This is a genomic window from Geosporobacter subterraneus DSM 17957 (genome assembly GCF_900142145.1).
Lineage (GTDB): Bacteria > Bacillota > Clostridia > Peptostreptococcales > Thermotaleaceae > Geosporobacter > Geosporobacter subterraneus.
On record NZ_FQZV01000029.1, the window covers coordinates 35,239 to 55,332 of the forward strand.

21 protein-coding genes are annotated in these 20,094 nt (G+C 37.3%); 1 reads left to right on the forward strand and 20 read right to left on the reverse strand.

What is annotated here, in order from left to right; all coding sequences use genetic code 11:
* Positions 1-53: 53 nt before the first annotated feature.
* The 10 genes from BUB56_RS19405 to BUB56_RS11475 form a co-directional block, all read right to left on the reverse strand.
* Complete coding sequence (locus BUB56_RS19405; protein ID WP_190014430.1) at positions 54-230, reverse strand: hypothetical protein; 177 nt, start codon at positions 228-230, stop codon at positions 54-56.
* A 23-nt stretch (positions 231-253) separates the two neighbouring features.
* On the reverse strand, positions 254-823 hold the full coding sequence (locus BUB56_RS11435) for a hypothetical protein (RefSeq protein ID WP_110941455.1): 570 nt from the start codon (positions 821-823) through the stop codon (positions 254-256).
* Positions 804-1,412 carry a GTPase gene (locus BUB56_RS11440; protein ID WP_110941456.1) on the reverse strand — a complete coding sequence of 203 codons (609 nt, stop codon included), beginning with the start codon at positions 1,410-1,412 and terminating at the stop codon, positions 804-806. The genes BUB56_RS11435 and BUB56_RS11440 overlap by 20 nt, the downstream gene beginning before the upstream one ends.
* On the reverse strand, positions 1,409-2,374 hold the full coding sequence (locus tag BUB56_RS11445) for an AAA family ATPase (RefSeq protein WP_330392627.1): 966 nt from the start codon (positions 2,372-2,374) through the stop codon (positions 1,409-1,411). Before BUB56_RS11445 ends, BUB56_RS11440 begins: the two co-directional genes overlap by 4 nt.
* 104 nt (positions 2,375-2,478) lie before the next feature.
* Positions 2,479-2,724 carry an RNA chaperone Hfq gene (gene hfq, locus BUB56_RS11450; RefSeq protein WP_110941457.1) on the reverse strand — a complete coding sequence of 82 codons (246 nt, stop codon included), beginning with the start codon at positions 2,722-2,724 and terminating at the stop codon, positions 2,479-2,481.
* A 42-nt stretch (positions 2,725-2,766) separates the two neighbouring features.
* Complete coding sequence (gene miaA, locus BUB56_RS11455; RefSeq protein WP_110941458.1) at positions 2,767-3,708, reverse strand: tRNA (adenosine(37)-N6)-dimethylallyltransferase MiaA; 942 nt, start codon at positions 3,706-3,708, stop codon at positions 2,767-2,769.
* Between the two features lie 11 nt (positions 3,709-3,719).
* Positions 3,720-5,558, reverse strand: coding sequence for a DNA mismatch repair endonuclease MutL (mutL, locus tag BUB56_RS11460; RefSeq protein ID WP_110941459.1), 1,839 nt, complete (start codon positions 5,556-5,558; stop codon positions 3,720-3,722).
* 4 nt (positions 5,559-5,562) lie between these two features.
* Complete coding sequence (gene mutS, locus BUB56_RS11465; protein WP_110941460.1) at positions 5,563-8,196, reverse strand: DNA mismatch repair protein MutS; 2,634 nt, start codon at positions 8,194-8,196, stop codon at positions 5,563-5,565.
* 96 nt (positions 8,197-8,292) lie between these two features.
* Positions 8,293-9,735, reverse strand: a complete 1,443-nt coding sequence (gene miaB / locus BUB56_RS11470; protein WP_242946301.1) for a tRNA (N6-isopentenyl adenosine(37)-C2)-methylthiotransferase MiaB — start codon at positions 9,733-9,735, stop codon at positions 8,293-8,295.
* A 183-nt stretch (positions 9,736-9,918) separates the two neighbouring features.
* The gene (locus BUB56_RS11475) at positions 9,919-10,098 is read right to left on the reverse strand and encodes a hypothetical protein (protein ID WP_110941461.1); all 180 of its coding nucleotides are present in this window, start codon (positions 10,096-10,098) and stop codon (positions 9,919-9,921) included.
* Between the two features lie 236 nt (positions 10,099-10,334).
* Here BUB56_RS11475 and BUB56_RS11480 point away from each other — a divergent pair, with 236 nt between their 5' ends.
* Positions 10,335-11,528, forward strand: a complete 1,194-nt coding sequence (locus BUB56_RS11480) for a pyridoxal phosphate-dependent aminotransferase (protein WP_110941462.1) — start codon at positions 10,335-10,337, stop codon at positions 11,526-11,528.
* 35 nt (positions 11,529-11,563) lie between these two features.
* On the opposite strand, the gene BUB56_RS19410 is transcribed toward BUB56_RS11480, so the two are convergent.
* The 10 genes from BUB56_RS19410 to BUB56_RS11525 form a co-directional block, all read right to left on the reverse strand.
* Positions 11,564-11,704, reverse strand: a complete 141-nt coding sequence (locus tag BUB56_RS19410; RefSeq protein WP_190014432.1) for a hypothetical protein — start codon at positions 11,702-11,704, stop codon at positions 11,564-11,566.
* Positions 11,705-11,963: 259 nt separating this feature from the next.
* Complete coding sequence (locus BUB56_RS11485) at positions 11,964-12,590, reverse strand: MerR family transcriptional regulator (protein WP_110941463.1); 627 nt, start codon at positions 12,588-12,590, stop codon at positions 11,964-11,966.
* A gap of 213 nt (positions 12,591-12,803) precedes the next feature.
* On the reverse strand, positions 12,804-13,577 hold the full coding sequence (locus tag BUB56_RS11490) for a CheR family methyltransferase (RefSeq protein ID WP_190014434.1): 774 nt from the start codon (positions 13,575-13,577) through the stop codon (positions 12,804-12,806).
* Positions 13,578-13,798: 221 nt separating this feature from the next.
* Positions 13,799-15,775 carry a bifunctional 4-hydroxy-3-methylbut-2-enyl diphosphate reductase/30S ribosomal protein S1 gene (locus BUB56_RS11495; protein WP_110941465.1) on the reverse strand — a complete coding sequence of 659 codons (1,977 nt, stop codon included), beginning with the start codon at positions 15,773-15,775 and terminating at the stop codon, positions 13,799-13,801.
* A gap of 80 nt (positions 15,776-15,855) precedes the next feature.
* A complete protein-coding gene (locus BUB56_RS11500) occupies positions 15,856-16,449 on the reverse strand; it encodes a lysophospholipid acyltransferase family protein (RefSeq protein ID WP_110941466.1) in 594 nt (197 codons plus the stop codon).
* Positions 16,450-16,461: 12 nt separating this feature from the next.
* Positions 16,462-17,109, reverse strand: a complete 648-nt coding sequence (gene cmk, locus BUB56_RS11505) for a (d)CMP kinase (RefSeq protein ID WP_190014436.1) — start codon at positions 17,107-17,109, stop codon at positions 16,462-16,464.
* 92 nt (positions 17,110-17,201) lie between these two features.
* Positions 17,202-17,390 carry a hypothetical protein gene (locus BUB56_RS11510; protein ID WP_110941467.1) on the reverse strand — a complete coding sequence of 63 codons (189 nt, stop codon included), beginning with the start codon at positions 17,388-17,390 and terminating at the stop codon, positions 17,202-17,204.
* 39 nt (positions 17,391-17,429) lie between these two features.
* Positions 17,430-18,656, reverse strand: coding sequence for a BaiN/RdsA family NAD(P)/FAD-dependent oxidoreductase (locus BUB56_RS11515; RefSeq protein WP_110941468.1), 1,227 nt, complete (start codon positions 18,654-18,656; stop codon positions 17,430-17,432).
* A gap of 16 nt (positions 18,657-18,672) precedes the next feature.
* Complete coding sequence (locus tag BUB56_RS11520; RefSeq protein ID WP_110941469.1) at positions 18,673-19,287, reverse strand: histidine phosphatase family protein; 615 nt, start codon at positions 19,285-19,287, stop codon at positions 18,673-18,675.
* A gap of 208 nt (positions 19,288-19,495) precedes the next feature.
* Positions 19,496-20,094 (reverse strand): Glu/Leu/Phe/Val family dehydrogenase (locus tag BUB56_RS11525; protein WP_242946303.1); only part of this gene is annotated, 599 nt, incomplete at its 5' end.

The window sequence follows — 20,094 nt, forward strand, 5'->3', positions numbered from 1 at the left end:
ATCACCCTCCGATATTAAATTCCTTAGTATTGTAACATAAATGGGGATATAGATCAATTTTCTTTGCTGCATATGGGGCACTTACCGGACAAGTAGGTATGTTCCCGCATTTTTAATGGGCCAAAGGACAACCCCCTCTGATAGCCTTCCTGAAGACCGATCTGCCTGCCGATCGCATAGCCGACTAATAGATTTATCAATATAGCAATCAATACATATCCAAATTGCATGGATCTCCCCCTATTCCCAAAGCTTATGATAACAAAAATCTTTTATACATTTTATTGATTACAAAGAAACAAAGGTTTACAAAAACAAATTTCTTTAAATCCAGCATCATGAGCAAAACGGCTAAAATTGCAGATAAAATAATCATTTCTCCCATTCCGAATTGATTGGCTAGATTATGATGCCCCATTCTTTTATCCCACTGACGGTCCAGTAAATCATCTATGGACTGTATAAAGAGAATAACAAGAAGTGAAGTAAGTACAGCGGCAAAAGGGAAAATCAAAAGGTTAATAAAGAGGATAATCAAACTTTCTTGGAGCCCTGTAAGTCCTGTAGGTAGCTTCTGCTGCATATGAAAAAACATACCCAACACGTAAGCACCGCTAAAAAGTGTTACTGTATAGGTTAGGTTTAGGGCTGCTGCCAGAGAGAAAATGATCAGACTGTAAGGCAGAATTCCATTCCTTGTTTCAGGTGAAAGCAGCTTTGAAGGCAGTTCTTCATCCATGTAATCATCCAGGAGCTTAATGATAATGCCGGTTAAAAATGTAGCAACCAGCTGATATATCATATTATAATCTGCGACGAACAAAGGTACTCACCTCGCTAAAACCTAAGCCAGTTTTTGCTGAAATAGGAATTACATAATGATCAGGAAATAGCTTTTGAAGCTCTACGATAGGCCGTTTATTGGGGATTAAATCAATCTTATTTGCTAAAATGACATAGCCGTTTTTGCTCTGGCCAAATTCAGCCAGTTGATAATCTACTTTACTGATTCCATGATCGGGGCTGTCATAAAATAGACTGGATATATCAAATAGATGAAGTATAATATCACTCTCTCGAATGGCTGATAGGGTCTGCGCCATTGCTCTTCTCATTTCTACATTCATATGTATGCCATCGGTTAACCCACTGCTGTCAATAACCTGAATCCGCTGCTTACCTTTACCCATAGGGATGTCAGCTTCAAGAACCTGGAGGCACATGGTTTTAAAAGGGCTGACAGAGGACAATAACTCTTTAGCCTGAGTGATTTTATAACTTTTATTCTCTATCACACCATTGTAATAGATCAATTGTATATTCACTGTTTCTAAATGTAGATATTGGGCAAAATTAAGCATAAACAGTGTCTTTCCTACGTTAGGTTTCCCAACAATCAGACACTTTTTCATAGAAAATCCTCCTCGGTGATATCATCGTTGCTTAACAGCAATAGGTTTTCTCTGGAAAAATTCCCCCCATTTTGCAGTCTCACAGCCTGTTTACGAATTGCTCTTTCAATAATATTCCGGACCAATCGAGCATTTCCGCTGTTAATTCCGTCTTCTATTCTTTTCTTAGATATTATCTTGGCCAGCTTGGCTTTTGATGAAAGGGAAAGCTTATAATCCCGTTTTTCAACCATCCTCTCTGCTATCAAAAGCAGTTCTTCCAAGTTGTAGTCGGGAAAATCGATATGTATGGGAAATCTGGATTTTAGACCGGGATTAGAACGAAGAAAGATATCCATTTCATCCTTATAGCCAGCTAAGATTAAGACCAGATTATCCTTGTAATCCTCCATACCTTTAACCAGTGCATCGATGGCTTCTTTACCAAAATCCTTCTCTCCTCCCCTTGCTAGAGAATATGCTTCATCAATGAACATAATACCACCAATTGAACGTTTTATTTGATCCCTAACTTTAACTGCCGTATGTCCTATGTATTCGCCTACGAGATCTGCTCTCTCAACCTCGATCAAATGACCTTTTTCCAGTACCCCCATTTTTTGAAATATTTTGCCCAACAGTCTGGCTACAGTTGTCTTTCCTGTGCCCGGATTACCCCTAAAGATCATATGGAGCACCAGAGCGTCAGCAGCCAACTGCTCCACTCTGCGTTTCTTTTGAATTTGAATATAGGCTTGTATTTCTTTGACCAGACCCTTTACATTATCCAGCCCAATCAAGCTTTCCAGCTCAGCTAATATTTCATCTAAACATTCTTCAGGAGGTTCTGTCTGCTGAATTTGTGCGACTTTTCCGCTCCTCATTACCGATAATTTTTTTATGGTTTCCTCTGTCGTCAGCTTTCCATACTCAAACATATTTAAAATATCCCCATAGGATTTGCCAAGTAGATTCTTCTTCAAATTCATCACCTCAAAAATGGTTGCTATAACATCATATGCAGCTGCTGGCAAAATTGTTTCAAAAAAAATAAAAGAGTTGACTTACAGTCAACTCGGTAGGGATTTTATTCTTCCTCTTGTTTTTTGCTGGGTGTTGAAAAATTTATGGCTCTCACTGGTGTAATAGTAGATACAGCATGCTTATAAATAAGATGCTGCTTTCCGTCGCTATCCAATACTATGGTATAACTATCAAAGCCTTTTACAGAACCCTTGAGTTGAAAACCATTAACTAAATATATTGTGATAGGAATATGTTCCTTTCGCACTTGATTTAAAAAAACATCCTGCAGATTGATCACTGTTTTCATAAATACCCCTCCCAATTAAAAATAGCACCTCTATAAAACATTCTATAATAAGTTTAGTTTTCCTTCAATAAAATTCGTTATGTCGTTAACTAATGCTTCTTTTTCCCCATAGGCGCCAACATCAAACCATTGGATTTTGTCATATCGTTTAAACCAAGTAATCTGACGCTTAGCGTATCGTCTTGTATCCCTTTTAAGGATATCAACAGCTGTTTTCAAAGAATAATCACCTTTTAAGTACCGAATAACTTCTTTATAGCCTAATCCCTTCATAGATATAGCATCAATATCAAGTCCTAAGGTCATCAACTTTTTCACTTCTTCGATTAAACCTTGCTGCATCATGAGATCAACCCGCAGATTAATTCGCTCATAAAGCTCCTTACGATCACGGATTAAACCGATCATGACATATTGATAGTCAGGATTTTCAACGAGGGATTCTTGGAAATCTTTAATTTTTTCGCCTCCTTCATAGTATACTTCTAAGGCACGAATCACCCGCTTTACATTATTAGGGTGAATGCGTTGAGCAGCGTCCGGGTCTATTCTGCGAAGCTGATCATGGATATATTCGTTACCGTATTTTCGAGCTTCCTCTTCCAATCGTTTTCTAAGGTCCCAATTTGAAACTGTAGCAGTAAAATCTATGTTATAGATAATCGAATTAATATATAGTCCTGTTCCTCCCACAATAACTGGCAATTTGCCTTTGGAGAGAATTTTATCAATATACTCCTTCGCCATTTTTTGATACTGCGCCACTGAAAATTCTTCCCTAGGATCAATTTCGTCCATTAGATAATGCGGTATGTTATCCTGCTCTTCCATACTGGGCTTGGCACTGCCGATATCCATGTGCTTATAGATCTGCATAGAATCTGCCGATATAATTTCGCCATCTATTTTTTTTGCAATCTCAATAGAAATCTCTGTTTTTCCCACTGCTGTAGGACCTATAATAACTACTAACGGTTTCTTCATACTACGTCCCCCTAGCTTCGTTTAAATTTCTTTTCAATTTCTAGCTTAGACATGGAAACGATCACAGGTCTTCCATGGGGACAAGTGTAAGGATTCTCTAGGTATGACAACTGTCGCATTAATCCATGCATCTCAAGCCTGTCTAGTCTATCTTTTGCTTTTACAGCGGCCTTACATGCCATAGTAATAATTCTTTCTACTTTTAGGTTGTGGTCGGAAGGTCCATGGGCTTCGTTATAATTTTCAATAATTTCCATAAAGAAGCTTTTAGTTTCCGGTTCTCCAAATTGAAGCGGGACAGAACGAATAAGAAAAGCATTTCTGCCGAAGACTTCAACCTCAAAACCCATTTTTTCAAAAATATCCACATCCCCTTGCAGCTTTTCAAATTCTGCGGGAGATAGCTCTACAATAATTGGCGCAAGGAGTTGTTGTATATAAATCCGCTTCTCCCTATACTGCTCCAGAAGCTGCTCGTATATTATTTTTTCATGGGCTGCATGCTGATCGATCAAATACATCTGAAGTCCGTCATCTCCAACGAGATAGCTTGAAAAAACTTGTCCTACAATTCGGATATTTAGTAAGTGAGGATGGTGAATCTTCTTTTCTGGGATGGACTCTTTTAAAGGCTCTTGTAATTCTTTAGTGCTGCTGTTATTTTTTTCATAAGCTGGGGCCGACTGAACTATCGCTACCTTATTATTTGTAATAAAGGTATTTTTATCCTCTTTTACCCCATCTTCCTTTATGTTAATCTCAAAGTTTTTTTGGGGGATATGTGTGGGCAGATCAATAATGGTTTCCTGTATTAGTTCCTCCTGATTCTTTGGTGTCAGCTTTATTTCTGGTATGAGTTTTTCCTGCAATAATCTATCTTTAAGTACACTAATCAGAAGTGATTTTATCAATTTCTCGTTGCTGAATTTTATTTCCGTTTTAGCCGGATGAATATTGACATCAATTTCTGAGGGAGGAATTTTCATATAGAGAAAGCATATGGGAAATTTGTTGATAGGCAACAGGGTTCGATATGCCTCATCAATAGCTCCCGTGATAACTTTACTCTTAATAAGCCTGCCATTTACAAAGGCAGCCTGTTGTTGGCGATTTCCCCGGTACATGTCTATCTTAGAAAAATAAGCCTCAACATGATAATTGTTCTCCTCCCTACGGGCAGTCAGCATATTTTTAGCCAACTCTTTTCCATAAATGCTGGTAATTGTATGAAGAATATGGCCTGTACCTGCAGTTGAAAAGACAATAATATTATTGTTAATGAGCTTAAAGCTCTTATCCGGATGAGCCAATGCAATTTTGCTTACTAAGTCAATGATATAGCTGGATTCCGACGTATTATTTTTTAAAAATTTAAATCTTGCCGGAGTATTATAAAATAGGTTTTTTACAATTACCGTTGTGCCGGTAGGACAGCCAACTTCTTTTTTAAGTACAGCTTTTCCCCCATGAAGCTCTAAATGAATACCAGATATGGATGTGGCAGTTTTTGTGATGAGTTCAACCTGGGACACGGAGGCAATACTGGCTAAGGCCTCGCCGCGAAAGCCTAAGGACACTGTTTTATCTAAGTCTTCTATTTGGGTAATTTTACTGGTAGCATGCCTTTCAAAGGCAATTTCTACATCAGAAGGATGAATTCCCATGCCATTATCGGATATACGGATATATTCTTTACCTGCTTCTCGGATTTCGATTACGATCATAGTGGCCTGTGCATCAATAGCATTTTCTACAAGTTCTTTGATGACAGAGGCTGGCCGGTCAACCACCTCACCGGCAGCAATCTTATTGGCTGTAAGGGCATCCAGCAAATGAATTCGGTTATTCAAAAAATCACCTACAATCTTTCGCCATATTGAAAAGCCTGTACAAGTGATTCATGGCTTCAAGGGGCGTAGTATTTAAAACATCTATCTTCAAAAGCTCTGATATGATTTTGTCTGAGTGATAATGAAAAAGATCCAGCTGTTCGTCTTTAGCCATTGCAATTTCAGCCTCCCCTACTGAGGAAACTTTCTGCCGTTTATTGATATCATTAGCTTCCAGCTGATGTAGAATTTCTTTCGCCCGGTTGACGATCTTTTCTGATACCCCTGCCAATTTTGCTACTTGTATACCATAGCTTTGATCCGCACCACCACGGATAATCTTTCTAAGGAAAATAATATCGTCACCCTTTTCTTTAACAGCAATACAATAGTTTTTAACACCCTCTAGAAGACCTTCTAGTTCTGTTAATTCATGGTAATGGGTGGCAAATAAAGTTCTCGCACCCAAATGCTTCACACTGCTGATATATTCAACGACTGCCCAGGCGATGCTTAAGCCGTCATAGGTACTGGTCCCTCTGCCTATTTCATCCAGCAGAATCAAGCTCTTGGAGGTGGCTGTATGAATGATATTTGCTAATTCACTCATTTCTACCATGAAGGTACTTTGACCTTGAGCTAAATCGTCAGAAGCTCCGACTCTTGTAAAGATTCTATCGGTGATACCGATTACAGCCCTTTCAGCAGGAACAAAACAACCGATCTGAGCCATAAGTACAATTAATGCTACTTGACGCATATAGGTGGATTTTCCCGCCATATTGGGTCCAGTAAGAATCGTAAATCGGTTATCTTTACAGTCCAATAAGGTATCGTTAGGGATGAAATAGCTTTCAGACATCATTTTTTCCACAACCGGGTGTCTGCCGCTCTGAATATGGATTAAATGCCCCTCGTTAACGACCGGTTTCGTGTAGTTTTGCCGGTCACTGACATCGGCAAAAGAAATATAAACATCTAGGGCAGCGATAGCCTTTGCTGTTTTTTGAACAGATTCAGTAAACATACTTACTTTTTCCCGAACCTCAGTAAATATCTGATATTCCAACTCAGTAATCCGCTCTTCGGCGCCTAAAATCTTAGATTCTATTTCCTTTAATTCCGGAGTAATATATCTTTCTGCATTGGCTAGGGTTTGCTTTCGGATATAATGGGAGGGTACTAGATTAAGATTTGATTTTGTTATTTCAATATAGTATCCAAAAACTTTATTGTAACCTATTTTTAAGGACTTAATTCCTGTCTTTTGCCTCTCTTCGTTTTCAAGGTTTACGATCCAAGACTTCCCTTTTGTAATAGCTTCTCTTAAGCTAAAGATTTCGGGATGATAGGTTTCTTTTATGATTCCCCCGTCTTTTAAAGAAATAGGGGGGTCTTCAACGATAGCATCTTCGATGATCTGGATAACCTCCCTATGGTTATCCAGATGGTCGTTAATTTCCATCAAAGCCTTAGAGGAAAAAGCACCCAGCAGATTTTTAATGCAAGGCATCCTGGATAAGGAGGACTTTAACCATATGAGATCTCTTCCATTGGCGTTGCCGTAAGATATTCTTCCTACAAGCCGCTCCAAGTCATAGGTTTCCCGAAGCTGCTCCTTGAGTTCCTCACGAACCAATAAATCAGCTTTTAATCCGTCAACAGCTTCCAGTCTGTGTTGTATATCTATAGATTTGGTCAGCGGCTCTTCAATCCATTGCTTTAATAATCTGGCTCCCATTGCTGTATTGGTTTTATCCAAAACCCATAGTAATGAGCCCTTGCGATCCCGATCTCTCATGGTTTCCGTTAACTCTAGATTCTTTCTCGTTGTTTTATCCAACACCATGAAATCTTCTGTATGATAATACTGGATTTTATGAAGATGATGAATAGATTTTTTATGAGTCTGTTCAAGATATGTCAGCAAAGCTCCAGAAGCACCGATGCTAAAGGGGTGATCCTGCAGACCCAAGCCTTCCAGACTCAGGAGCTGATAATGGTTTTTCAAGGTTTGAGCACCATAATCGGTTTTAAAAGCCCATGGGTCAAACTTTGTAATGTATGCCCGCCCACAGAGATTGCTGATTTCTGCTGCAATACTTTTATCACTATAGGTATCTTGATTGATGATTACTTCCCTTGGATTAATCTTAACGACTTCATTTAGAAAATTGGAAAAGACACTGACGCCCATAAACTCTGTTGTACGGGAGTCACCTGTAGAGATATCAGCATAGGATATTCCGATGCAATCCTCATGAAATAAAGCTGCCAGTATATAATTATTCTCCTTTTCTTTAAGCATTGCCGGATCAATCACCGTACCGGGAGTAATAATTTTTATTACTTCTCTTTTGACGATTCCCTTTGCTGCAGCAGGATCTTCCACCTGCTCACATATAGCAACCTTATAGCCTTTATCAATGAGCTTTGAGATGTAATTATCCGCTGCATGATAGGGAACGCCGCACATAGGCGCCCTGTCTTCCAAGCCGCAATCCCTGCCTGTCAATGCAATCTCTAGTTCCCTAGCTGCTAAGACTGCATCCTCAAAAAACATCTCATAAAAGTCACCTAATCGAAAAAAAAGAATACAATCGGGATGCTGATTCTTTTGCTCAATATATTGTTTCATCATTGGTGTTAAATGCTCCATTTTATTTCCCCCACTACCACAGTTTTCATATAACTATTATAACATAAGGATATAAAATCTTTAAGGATAGAACCAGGGATATCCCTGGTTCTATCCTTAAAGATTATGTTCAACTACTATACCATTTAAACTAAAAGTTTTAGCTTCAGTGATCTTAATCTGAACCAATTGACCAATCAAATCTTTACTGCCGGGGAAATTTACTAATTTGCTGCTTCTGGTGCGTCCCATTAATTTAGAAGCATCGTTTTTACTTTCCCCTTCTACTAAAACCTCCACAGTCTTACCTTCATAGTCTGCATTTTTACGTGCACTAATTTCATTTAGGGTGCTTAGCAGTCGGTTAAACCGCTCATGTTTAACATTTTCAGGAACCTGGTGCTCTGTCATTTTAGCAGCTGGCGTTCCTTCCCGAACAGAATAGAGAAAAGTAAATGCGGAATCGTATTCTACTTTTTGAACGATATCCAGGGTTTCTAGGAAATCTTCTTCTGTTTCACCTGGAAAACCTACGATAATATCCGTTGTAATCGCTATAGCTGGGATATTTGCCTTTAGCTGGGTTACCAGTTCTAAATATTGCTCCTTTGTATAATGACGATTCATTTCCTTAAGAATTTTTGTACTGCCCGATTGTACCGGAAGATGAATGTGTTCACAAAGCTTTTGACAATCCCTCATCGCTTCAATCAGACGGGGTGAGAGATCCTTAGGATGAGAAGTCATAAAGCGTATTCGCTCCAGTCCTTCAATTTCATTGATACGAATCAGCAAATCAGCAAAATCCATCTTGTTTTCAAAGGTTTTTCCATATGAATTTACATTTTGTCCTAATAAGGTTACTTCTTTTGTACCTTGACTTACCAGTTCTTTGATTTCGTTAATAATATCTTTAGGATCTCTACTTCTTTCTCTTCCTCTTGTATAGGGAACGATACAATAGGTACAGAAATTATTACAGCCGTACATGATATTGACGAATGCTTTTAGACCGTATTTTCGAATAACTGGAACTCCTTCTACTACAGTGCCCTCCTCATCCCACACTTCCACGAGCATATGGTCTGATTTCTTACAATTAGCCAGTAACTCTGGAAAATTGTGCAGATTATGGGTTCCAAAAACTAAATCTACATGGCTGTACTTTTTTTTGATTTGGTCAACTACATGGGCCTGCTGCATCATGCAACCGCAAACTGCGATAATCATATCCGGTCTTACTTTTTTCAGATGCTTTAGCTGGCCCAGATTCCCATATACCTTTAATTCTGCGTTTTCCCGTACACAGCAGGTATTATAAATAATCAGGTCAGCTTCAGCCTGTTCATTTGTTTCTACATAGCCCATATGATTCAGCATGCCGGCCAGTTTTTCTGAATCATGCTCATTCATTTGGCAGCCATAGGTAACAATCATAGCCTTCTTTTTGCTTCCCTTATCGTGATAGAATTCATCGTTTAGCTGGCGTACTTCATTTATATAAGCTTGCTGCCGCAGCTGTACTTCACTGGAAACCTTTACAATTTCTCGTTTACCCAAATCCTATTCCTCCTATGAGACATATTCCTATCTCTATTTTTCCGCAATCTAAACCATATTATATCAGAAGTAAGAAAAAAAAAGAAGGTAGATACGCATAATCAAGAAATTCAAACAAAATTTATCGAAAAAAGTTGAAGAAACACTATTGCCTTGGAAATAGAAGCAAAAAGCCAGTACATGCTAATACTGGCTTCCGCGAAACTCTTTAATGGTATTTACATCGGTAATGAGTATACTTCCTGAATGAGGTTTTCCTAAATACTTATTAAACTCTTTTTCAATATCTACATGTGAACTTATAGCAACCAGGTATAAATACCTCTGATCCTTTACATAATGATAAAGAAAGTAATACTTCATATACATCACTCATTTTCTTTATATTTTTAGAACCGATAAATCTACTTCATAAAAATATGGATCATGAATGATAATAATTTTCTTTATAATATTAGCATCTACCAAAAGGGTGTATTCAATGTTAAGTAATAAATAGAAAAAATAGCGTGAAATACAATTCCGCTACATAATTTATGAATTTTGTGGAATGATAGATGTGTAAATTTTCATGCTAAAAAAGTTTAGGGGGTAAATTAATGAAATTCTCTACTAGAATAGTGAACATGCAGGAATCACCGATCAGGAAATTGGTTCCTTTCGCAGAAAATGCAAAAAAAGAAGGTAAAAAGGTATATCATCTAAATATTGGACAGCCAGATATTGAAACACCGGAAAATTTTATGGATGCCATTAGAAAATATGATGACAAAGTATTAAAGTATACTTTTTCACAAGGGATTCCAGAATTAATCGAGGCAATGATTAAGTATTATAAAAAATACAACATGACCTTCGAAAAAGATGAGATCCTGATTATGAATGGTGGAAGTGAAGCATTGTTATTTTCCCTAATTGCCATTGCTGATGATGGGGATCAAGTAATCGTGCCGGAACCTTTTTATACGAACTATAATGGTTTTGGAAGTGCTGTTGGCGTTAGCGTTGTGCCTATTACAACAGAGGCATCAAAAGGTTTCCATTTACCGCCTAAGGATCAGATCGTAAAAGCAATAACCAGCAAGTCAAGAGCTATCCTATTATCAAATCCAGGTAATCCAACAGGTGTTGTCTATACGAAAGAAGAGGTACAAATGTTAGCAGATATTGCAAGAGAATATAATCTTTATGTGATCGCTGATGAAGTATATAGAGAGTTTGTTTATGACCATTTAGATTACACGAGCTTTGGCAATATCGCTGAAATTCAAGACCGGGTGATCATTGTAGACAGTGTGTCCAAGAGATTTAGTGCTTGTGGTGCCCGTATTGGTGCAGTTTTGAGTAAGAACAAGGACTTAATGAAGCAAATATTAAAGCTTTGTCAAAGCAGACTATGCTGTCCAATGTTGGAGCAGATTGGTGCAGTTGAATTATATAATGTTTCCGACGACTATTTCAATGGGGTTTTAGTAGAATATCAAAAGCGAAGAGATATTGTATTCGAAGGATTACAAAGTATTCCAGGTGTTATCTGTGAAAAACCAACCGGTGCATTCTATGTTATTGCGAAACTGCCTGTTGTTGATGCGGAAGAATTTGTAATCTGGATGTTGAAAGATTTTAGCATAGACAACGAAACTGTGATGCTGGCTCCTGCTGAAGGCTTCTATGCAACCCCCGGACTAGGCAAGGATGAGGCAAGAATTGCATATATACTTAATGAAGGAGATTTAAAAAAATCTATGAATATCTTAAAACAGGCCTTAGAAAAATATCCACACAAAAAATAATAAAAGCTTTCGCCAGCTGGCGAAAGCTTTTTTTTTTAATCTTCCTGTCTCAACAATTTTTCATCCATTTCACAGGTACCATTATTGCAATAACCGGCTACACAATGAATACATGTTATAAACCCACATTCCCTAAGTTCTCCGTATCCTTTTACATCATACTCTTTTTCGTACATAATTTGGCACCTCCATTATATTTACTCAAGTTTGTTATACAATTATATTATAATACAAGAATACAATTCTGTCAATTGTATACATTATATTATTTTAAAAAAGATATAGCTATAAAAAAGGCCATTGAAAAAGTCAAAAATACGGCAAAAATTCGAGTTTGTCATCCTAAGCGCAGCGAAGGATCTGAGTAATTAAGCGCTATTAAAGATTCTTCGTTTCACTCAGAATGACAAAAACAAGGACTTTTTCAATGGCCTCCTATAAAACTACATCTTTCTTTACGCCAAATAGCTTTTTCCAAAGGGGCTGTTTGGCATTAATTCTCTTTACTTGTTCCTTTAATTCTGCTAGTTCATAGGATTTTTGTTTCAATCGCATTTTCAAACGGGCATTTTCACAGATCAGTATATCCTTTTCTTTTTTGAAGTAAATTTCGTTTTCTTCCCGATCCTGGACAATTTCATCAAAATGGTGAATGATCTCGTTTTTTGTCTCATCCATTTTATATTGAAGTTGTTCATTAATATTAACATTGATGCGATTGCATAATTCATCTAATATGCTGGATAACTCTATACTCTGTGGTTGGTTTATAATGCTTAAATCTGAGGTGCTTGCTGCAACAGCAACTTCATGATTTCCCTGAACTAAAATTTCAGGAGTATCGAGAATTAACTTTATTTGTTTGTTGGTAAGCCCTTTTTCCTGTAGTTCCTTTATATAAATAAATTGCTCAATTTCCTTATAGGTATAGTAGCGGCGGTTAGAATTGGTTCTGGGTATTTCCAACTTAAACTCATCCTCATAATATCGCAATACATGTGTATCATAGTTAGTAATTTTGCTAACCTCAGAAATGGAGTATTTCTTTTCCTTATCGATCATTTGTTTCCCCCCTTAACTACTTGTTATATTCTGTACATTAGCTTTTAATTCCTTTTTAATATTAAATCTTTCGATAGCAAATTCAGCTATATTTCAACGTTTTTCTTATTATTTATGGGATTTGACAAGTTATAGGATGAGGAATACTTAAAGTAACATACATTAACTTTCCATAAAAAAAATCCTTTGAAATCTTCAAAGGATTTTTTTATGTTAACTATTCTTTTTATAAAAAAAGGTCTTTAGAGGGACCAGATTATATCGTACTGGTAAAATGATTTGTTCCGTACTGCCAACGAATAGTACTCCCTGCTCGGTAAGGGAGGAATAAAATTTTTTATACATTTCTTCCTTAGTCTCTTCTGTAAAATAGATCATTACATTTCGACATACAATGAGATCGCAGCGTTCAGGATATTTATCACTGAGTAGATTATGATGCTTAAATTCTACGCACTTTTTGATTTCTTCATTAATTTTGTATGATTCTCCTATTTTTGTGAAGTATTTTGACACCAGATGTTTAGGAACATTCTCGATACTTTTTGGAGAATAAATTCCGATCAGCGCTTTGTTTATTGCCCCCTTGTCAATATCTGTGGCTAGTATTTTAATGGACTGCAAAGGCATTAATTCACTAAGCATCATTACCAAAGAATAGGGCTCTTCACCGGTAGAACAAGCTGCACTCCAAATTTTCAATGAACTTCCTTTTTTGATTAAGCTTGGAATGATTTCTTTTTGCAGCACTTCCCATTGATTATAGTTGCGATAGAATTCTGAGACATTAATGGTTAAATAATTAATAAACTCATTATAGAGATCTAAATTTTTACAGATCGCCTGAAAATAGCTTTCATAAGTATCGTAGTTATTTCTTTTGATGAGAGAGTCAATTCGCCGTTTCATTTGCTTTTCTTTATAACAGGATAAATTGATACCAGTCTTCTTTAAAATGGACTCTTTAAACTGCTCATAATTGTTCATAATTACGCCCCTTTAATGCTTATTATGTAGAATTAGAAATAGTCGAAAATTGTATTTTATAGTATATTGTATCATATCCATATATAAAAAAAAAGTCGTGGATTACCACAAATTTAGAATGTAAAGGGGGTCTCAATATATTTTGTGAGGTCACTATTATTTTGTGCTGAAACCCATAAATTATTCAATAATGAGCAGGAAAAAAGGAGAGTCAAACTCTCCTATTTATCCTTTGATTCTACTATATCACCGATCGTTGTCGGTTCTTCTTGATTTACGATTTCTACTGTTTCCGGTTCATTCGCTTCCTTGATGCTAAGACTGATTCTTTTTGCTTCTTCATTAATCTCTAGAATCTTCACGTTTACTTTTTGTCCAATATGAACTTCTTGAGATGGTTTAGCAATATGCTTATTAGAAATTTGTGAAATATGAACAAGACCATCCAAACCAGGCTCTAATTCTACAAAAGCACCAAAATCTGCCAATCGGACCACTTTTCCTTCAACGATATCCCCCGCGTTATATTTTTTATGGATATTTTCCCACGGTTCTTGTGTAATTTGTTTTAGTCCCAGTGAGATTTTATTCTTATCTTGATCAAAGTCAAGAACAACTACCTTAATATGATCGCCAACTTTCACCACTTCACTAGGCTGACTTATTCTTCCCCAGGACAAATCTGAAATATGGATTAATCCATCGATACCACCAATATCTACAAAGGCACCGAAGTTTGTCAGTCTTTTTACTTCCCCTTCTATTACATTGCCCTTTTGGATATTTTGCCATAAGGTTCTTCTTTTTTCTACATTTTCCTTCTCTAATACGGATCTGTGAGAAAATACAATTTTTCTCTTATCTCTATTAAAATCAATTACATTTACAGCAAGCTGTTTTCCAAGGAAGTCATTTAAATTATTTACATAGCTTGTTGATAGTTGAGAAGCTGGAATAAAGCCTCTTAATTCATTGATAACAGCGATTACACCGCCCTTTACTACTTCTACAACCTTAGCTTGAAGGGTTGTACCCTTTGATACTGCTTCTCCTAATGTTTCCCAGCCTTTTTCCGCATCGATTCGCTTTTTAGATAATAAAACATTACCTTCTCCATCATCGGTCTTTAAAACATAAACTTCGATTTCATCTCCTTCTTTCACTAATTCACGAGGATTTACTGAAAGGTCATTAGAGATTTCTTGCTTTGGAATAATTCCATCTGATTTATATCCTATATTTACCATGATCTCACTATCTGTGACATGGATAACTTTCCCCTTGATTGTTTGTCCCCGTCTCGGTACTCTCAAAGAATTTTCGATTTCCTCCATCATATTCATCATCTCATTGTTGTTTTGATCCATACTGCTCATTTTTTCAATAACCTCCTTAATAATCCAGTCCGGGGTTGATGCTCCGGCTGTTACTCCAATTTTATTCATTTTTTTTAATATGTCCATTGGTAAATCCTCGGCAGTTTCTACGTGATAGGTATATTTACAATACTTTTCACTAATCTGTAGAAGCTTTTGTGTATTTGAACTATGGTATCCACCAATTACAATCATTGCATCTACCTGCTGTGCAACGCTTGCACAGGAGGATTGACGTTCTCTGGTTGCAATGCATATGGTATTAAAGGGCTCTACCACAGCAGCTTTATGTTCAAGCTCCTCTACAATTGCATTCCATAACTCAGAGGTTATTGTTGTCTGTGCAACAATACATAATTTATCCATAAAAGGTAAGGACTCTACCTGGGAGACATGGTTCAAAATATGTGCTTTATTTTCACACCAACCATTGATTCCGATAACCTCCGGATGATTGGGATCACCGATAATAACAATGGAATAACCTTTTTGATGATACTCATGAACGATCCTTTGTACCTTCCTGACAAAGGGACAAGTGGCGTCGATGATTTCAACGTGATTTGCTTTTGCTTTTTCGTATACCTCCAAAGGTATGCCATGGGAGCGTATAATAACGATACTGTTTTTACCATCCTGAATATCATCTATAGATTGTACACCCATGGACTCCAGTTTTTGAACAACCTGAGGATTATGAATAAGAGGTCCGTAGGTGTATATTTGTTTATCTTTATGCAAATCAACTGCATTGAAGGTTTTTTGCATGGCTTCTTTAACACCAAAACAATAACCGGCATTCCTTGCAAGGATGATCTTCAATATTATTATACCTCCTAAATCAATTTATAATTTAATTTCTACATCATATTACAAAATTCCTCCTATGTAAAGAGATTAATTTAAGATATAGAGCAGGCAATTTCAGTTTCTATTTGCTCCATAATTTTTTGACTAAGCTCCTGATAGGTATCTACACTTAACTTTTGGCCGTAATATTCCTCAAAACTTAATGGTGAACCAATTTTAACCTTAATCTTGCCGAACAATCGATAATCTGAAATAATTGCAACCGGTATAACAGGTACCTTCCCTTTTATAGCAATCATAGCTAGGCCGGGTTTTACCTTTGAAGGTACACCCTTTTTCTTTCTAGTACCTTCAGGAAAGATCCCCAACACTTTTCCGCTGTTTAGAATTCTTAAAGAATTCTTAATAGCAGATAGATCAGCAGTATCCCGGTTGACCGGTATCATGCCGAGCTTTCTAATGATGCTGCCTAATATTTTAATTCTAAAAAGCTCTTCTTTTGCCATATAACTCATTTTACGAGGGATCGTAGTACCTATAATCACAGGGTCTAGGTTATGAATGTGGTTGGAGCATACAATACAGGCACCCTCCTTAGGAATATAATGCAAATTTTCAACTTCAACGCGATAAAAAAGATCCACATAAACTTTCATAATATTTCGGGCAAAAGTATAAAAATCCATTTTACATCCTCCCTATTGAATATAGGATAATATTTTATCCACCACTTCTTCTATACTTAAACCGGTCGTATCAATCAGGATGGCGTCCCTCGCTTGCGTCAATGGGGCAAGGTCTCTCTCAGTATCGATACGGTCACGGTTTTCTATTTCAGATTTTACTTCTGCAAGAGATGTTGAAAAGCCCTTTTGTTGCTGTTCCTCAAAGCGTCTCTTTGCACGTTCTTCAATAGATGCAGTAAGAAAAAACTTGTAGGCGGCATGGGGAAGCACAAAGGTTCCAATATCTCTTCCATCCATGACTACACTTTGGGAATCAGCGATTGCTCTTTGCATCTCAACCATCTTTTTTCGTACTGCTGAAAGCTTGGCTACCTCAGAGACCCATTTGTTTACCTCAGAACGACGTATTTCTTCACTAACATTGGTGCCATTTAAAAAGATGCTATCACCTATCAGCTCAATTTTCGTGTCCATCAGTACTGCTTCAACCTGCCTATGGTCTTGCAGATCTACCTGCTCTTGAATACACTTTAATGTAACAGCACGATACATGGCCCCTGTATCAATATATGTAAGCTTTTTAACCTTTGCGATAATCTTTGCGATGGTACTCTTACCGGCCCCTGCAGGACCGTCTATTGCGATGCTTATGTTGCTCATGTATAGCTCCTCCAAATCATATGCATTTTCAAAAGATAAAAGACCTACAAAACTATCATAATATTAAACATCATCCTTTACAATATAAAAAACTATTTCTTAATAAATCTCAAGTTAATGATGTCCCTTTTTAAAAACTGGCTGACACTATTTATAGAGAAATCCACGTCACCTTTCAAATGCATCGCCTGTAATAAAAATAGGGTAATTAAGCAAGCGATGGCCAGTGAAAAGAAGATTCTTTCAATAATATTAACTGTTTTTATAATCAACTTAGTCATGAAATCCCTCCTGATAGTAAACCAGTTTCTTTAGTAGTATTATACGCTAATTCCGGCCAGATATCCCGTTGAAAACGCAATTTGAAGATTGTAGCCACCGGTTAAACCTTCTACATCCAGAACTTCCCCAACAAAGTACAGACCAGATATTTTCTTCGATTCCATAGTAGATGGATTGATTTCTTTTACATCAATCCCACCAGAGGTAATGATCGCTTCTTTAATAGGTCTTGTTCCGGTAATCGTAAGAGGCAGTCCGGAAATAAGCTTTAGCAAGATTTTTCGTTCTTCTTTACTGATTTGGTTCACAAATTTATCTTCTGGTATCCCGGAAAGGCGGATAACAACAGGGATAAGCTTTCCGGGAAGCAAATCATCCAAAGCATTTTTCAATTGTTTTCTGCTATACTTATCAAAATCCCGCTGTATTCTCTTATCCAGTATATCTTCATCTAAGGCAGGCTTGAGATCGATAGAAGCCTTAATCCTACCTTTATCCAAGTATTTTGTCAGGTAATTGCTCGTAGACAATACAATGGGGCCTGATATGCCAAAGTGGGTAAAGATCATTTCACCAAATTCTTTATGTACTTCTTTATCCTGATAATAGCACTGCAGTGTAACATTTTTTAAGGATAATCCCTGTAAATCCCTTATCCATTGTTCCTCCGTCTCTAATGGCACCAGAGCAGGCTTAAGCGGAACTACATGATGTCCTGCCTTTTTTGCGAAAGCATAACCATCTCCGGTAGATCCTGTGACAGGATAGGACAAACCGCCGGTAGCAATGATAAGCTTGCTGCAGGATAACACCTGATTATTTACTAAACGAACACCTTTTACGATTCCATCAGCATAGAGGATATCCTTCACCTCTGACCGGAGTCTAACGTCTACATGATGAGAATCCATATAGGTACTTAATGCCTTGATTACGTCACTTGATTTATCTGAACAAGGAAATACACGATTGCCCCGTTCTACCTTCGTGGCCACGCCATAACGATGCAGCAGCTGGAGAATATCATCATTGGTGAAACTGTAAAAGGCACTATATAAGAAATTTCTATTTCTTGTTATATTTTGAAGCAGTTCCTCTACATCTCCAGTATTCGTGATGTTGCATCTGCCTTTTCCCGTGATATAGATTTTCTTACCCAGCTTTTCATTTTTTTCTAATAATATAACGGATTTACCTTGGGCTGCAGCTGTGCCTGCTGCCAGCATTCCAGAAGCGCCTCCGCCTACAACAATAACAGACTCCATAAATAATCCTTCCTCTTTATAGCATATTTTCTAAGTGTGCAGTATCATTCATCCTTACAATAACAGGCCCATACTCTCTGAATTCTACTATATTAATACATGCATTATCTTGACGAATTCGATAGAAATAAGATAGATCAATATTCATTAGACCCAGCAAGATCGCTTTAATAGCTGTTCCGTGAGAAACCACAGCGATATTTTTATCAGGATTTGCTTCTACAATACGGTGAAGAGCCTTCAAGCCTCTGCTCTGGACATCAATGAGCTTTTCAGCACCGGGAATCTGGGCTTCTTGTGGTTTATTTCTCCAAATCGTATAGTGTTCATAATGCTTTTCCTGTATTTCATGATTGGTTAAACCCTCCCAGTGGCCAAAGGACATTTCACGCAGCTCTGGGATAATATTAACTTCATGGCTAAATTCTCTGGCCACTGCCTGCGCTGTGGATAGTGCTCGATCTAAGTCACTGCTATAGACTCCATCAACAGGATAATTTTTCATTCTTTTAGCTAAAGCCTGTGCCTGGAGCAACCCTTTTTCATTTAAATGGATATTCTTAGCTCCTTGAGCTCTTGTTTCAGCATTCCAAACCGTTTCGCCGTGTCTGATTATATAAAGTCTGGTCATTCTATCAATCGCCCCCCCTTAAAAGTTCAAATCTATTATAACATTAAATATTCTTTATCACTATTACAATATATTTTTACCATTAAGCAAGAAGATAAAACTGGGTCTATAACAATTCGTGCATTACTTCAGAACAAAAGGGACTCTCGTCAAAAATAAATGGATAAACTGCGATTTCTCGCAGTTTATCCATTAAGACCTGTGGTTTTTAGTACCAGCCTCTTAGCTTCATTGCAGTAGCAACTCTCTTGATAGACATCATGTAAGCTGCTGTTCTCATATCTACTTTATGCTCTTCTTTCAATGCCCAGATTTCTTCGAAGGCTTTTACCATTAATGCTTCCTGCTTTGTCTGTACTTCATCAAAGCTCCAGTAGTAGTTCATCAGATTTTGCACCCACTCAAAGTAGGATACGGTTACTCCGCCGGCATTGGCTAGGATATCCGGAATCACTACGATACCCTTGTTGAATAATACTTCATCTGCTTCCGGTGTAGTAGGTCCGTTAGCACCCTCTGAGATGATCTTTGCTTTGATGTCTCCTACATTCTTAGATGTAATTTGGTTTTCTAAGGCACATGGGAATAACATATCTACATCCATTGTCAATACTTCGTTTCTGTCGATTTCTTTTGTTGCTCCCGGGAAGCCCTTCACATGTCTGTTTTTCGCTGTATATTCCATTAATGCTTTTACATCTAATCCATTTTCGTTTACGATACATGCACTGGAGTCAGATACTGCGATAACCTTTGCACCCATCTCTGTGATGTATAATGCTGCATAGCTTCCTACATTACCAAAAC

Coding starts and splice junctions, on each gene's coding strand:
- BUB56_RS19405 (WP_190014430.1), bottom strand. CDS start 230: ATGCAATTTGGATATGTATTGATTGCTATATTGATAAATCTATTAGTC.
- BUB56_RS11515 (WP_110941468.1), bottom strand. CDS start 18,656: ATGGAGTCTGTTATTGTTGTAGGCGGAGGCGCTTCTGGAATGCTGGCA.
- BUB56_RS11510 (WP_110941467.1), bottom strand. CDS start 17,390: ATGACTAAGTTGATTATAAAAACAGTTAATATTATTGAAAGAATCTTC.
- BUB56_RS11520 (WP_110941469.1), bottom strand. CDS start 19,287: ATGACCAGACTTTATATAATCAGACACGGCGAAACGGTTTGGAATGCT.
- BUB56_RS11500 (WP_110941466.1), bottom strand. CDS start 16,449: ATGGATTTTTATACTTTTGCCCGAAATATTATGAAAGTTTATGTGGAT.
- BUB56_RS19410 (WP_190014432.1), bottom strand. CDS start 11,704: ATGTACGAAAAAGAGTATGATGTAAAAGGATACGGAGAACTTAGGGAA.
- BUB56_RS11480 (WP_110941462.1), top strand. CDS start 10,335: ATGAAATTCTCTACTAGAATAGTGAACATGCAGGAATCACCGATCAGG.
- mutS (WP_110941460.1), bottom strand. CDS start 8,196: ATGGAGCATTTAACACCAATGATGAAACAATATATTGAGCAAAAGAAT.
- hfq (WP_110941457.1), bottom strand. CDS start 2,724: ATGAAAACAGTGATCAATCTGCAGGATGTTTTTTTAAATCAAGTGCGA.
- miaA (WP_110941458.1), bottom strand. CDS start 3,708: ATGAAGAAACCGTTAGTAGTTATTATAGGTCCTACAGCAGTGGGAAAA.
- BUB56_RS11475 (WP_110941461.1), bottom strand. CDS start 10,098: ATGAAGTATTACTTTCTTTATCATTATGTAAAGGATCAGAGGTATTTA.
- BUB56_RS11440 (WP_110941456.1), bottom strand. CDS start 1,412: ATGAAAAAGTGTCTGATTGTTGGGAAACCTAACGTAGGAAAGACACTG.
- BUB56_RS11490 (WP_190014434.1), bottom strand. CDS start 13,577: ATGAACAATTATGAGCAGTTTAAAGAGTCCATTTTAAAGAAGACTGGT.
- BUB56_RS11485 (WP_110941463.1), bottom strand. CDS start 12,590: ATGATCGATAAGGAAAAGAAATACTCCATTTCTGAGGTTAGCAAAATT.
- cmk (WP_190014436.1), bottom strand. CDS start 17,109: ATGAGCAACATAAGCATCGCAATAGACGGTCCTGCAGGGGCCGGTAAG.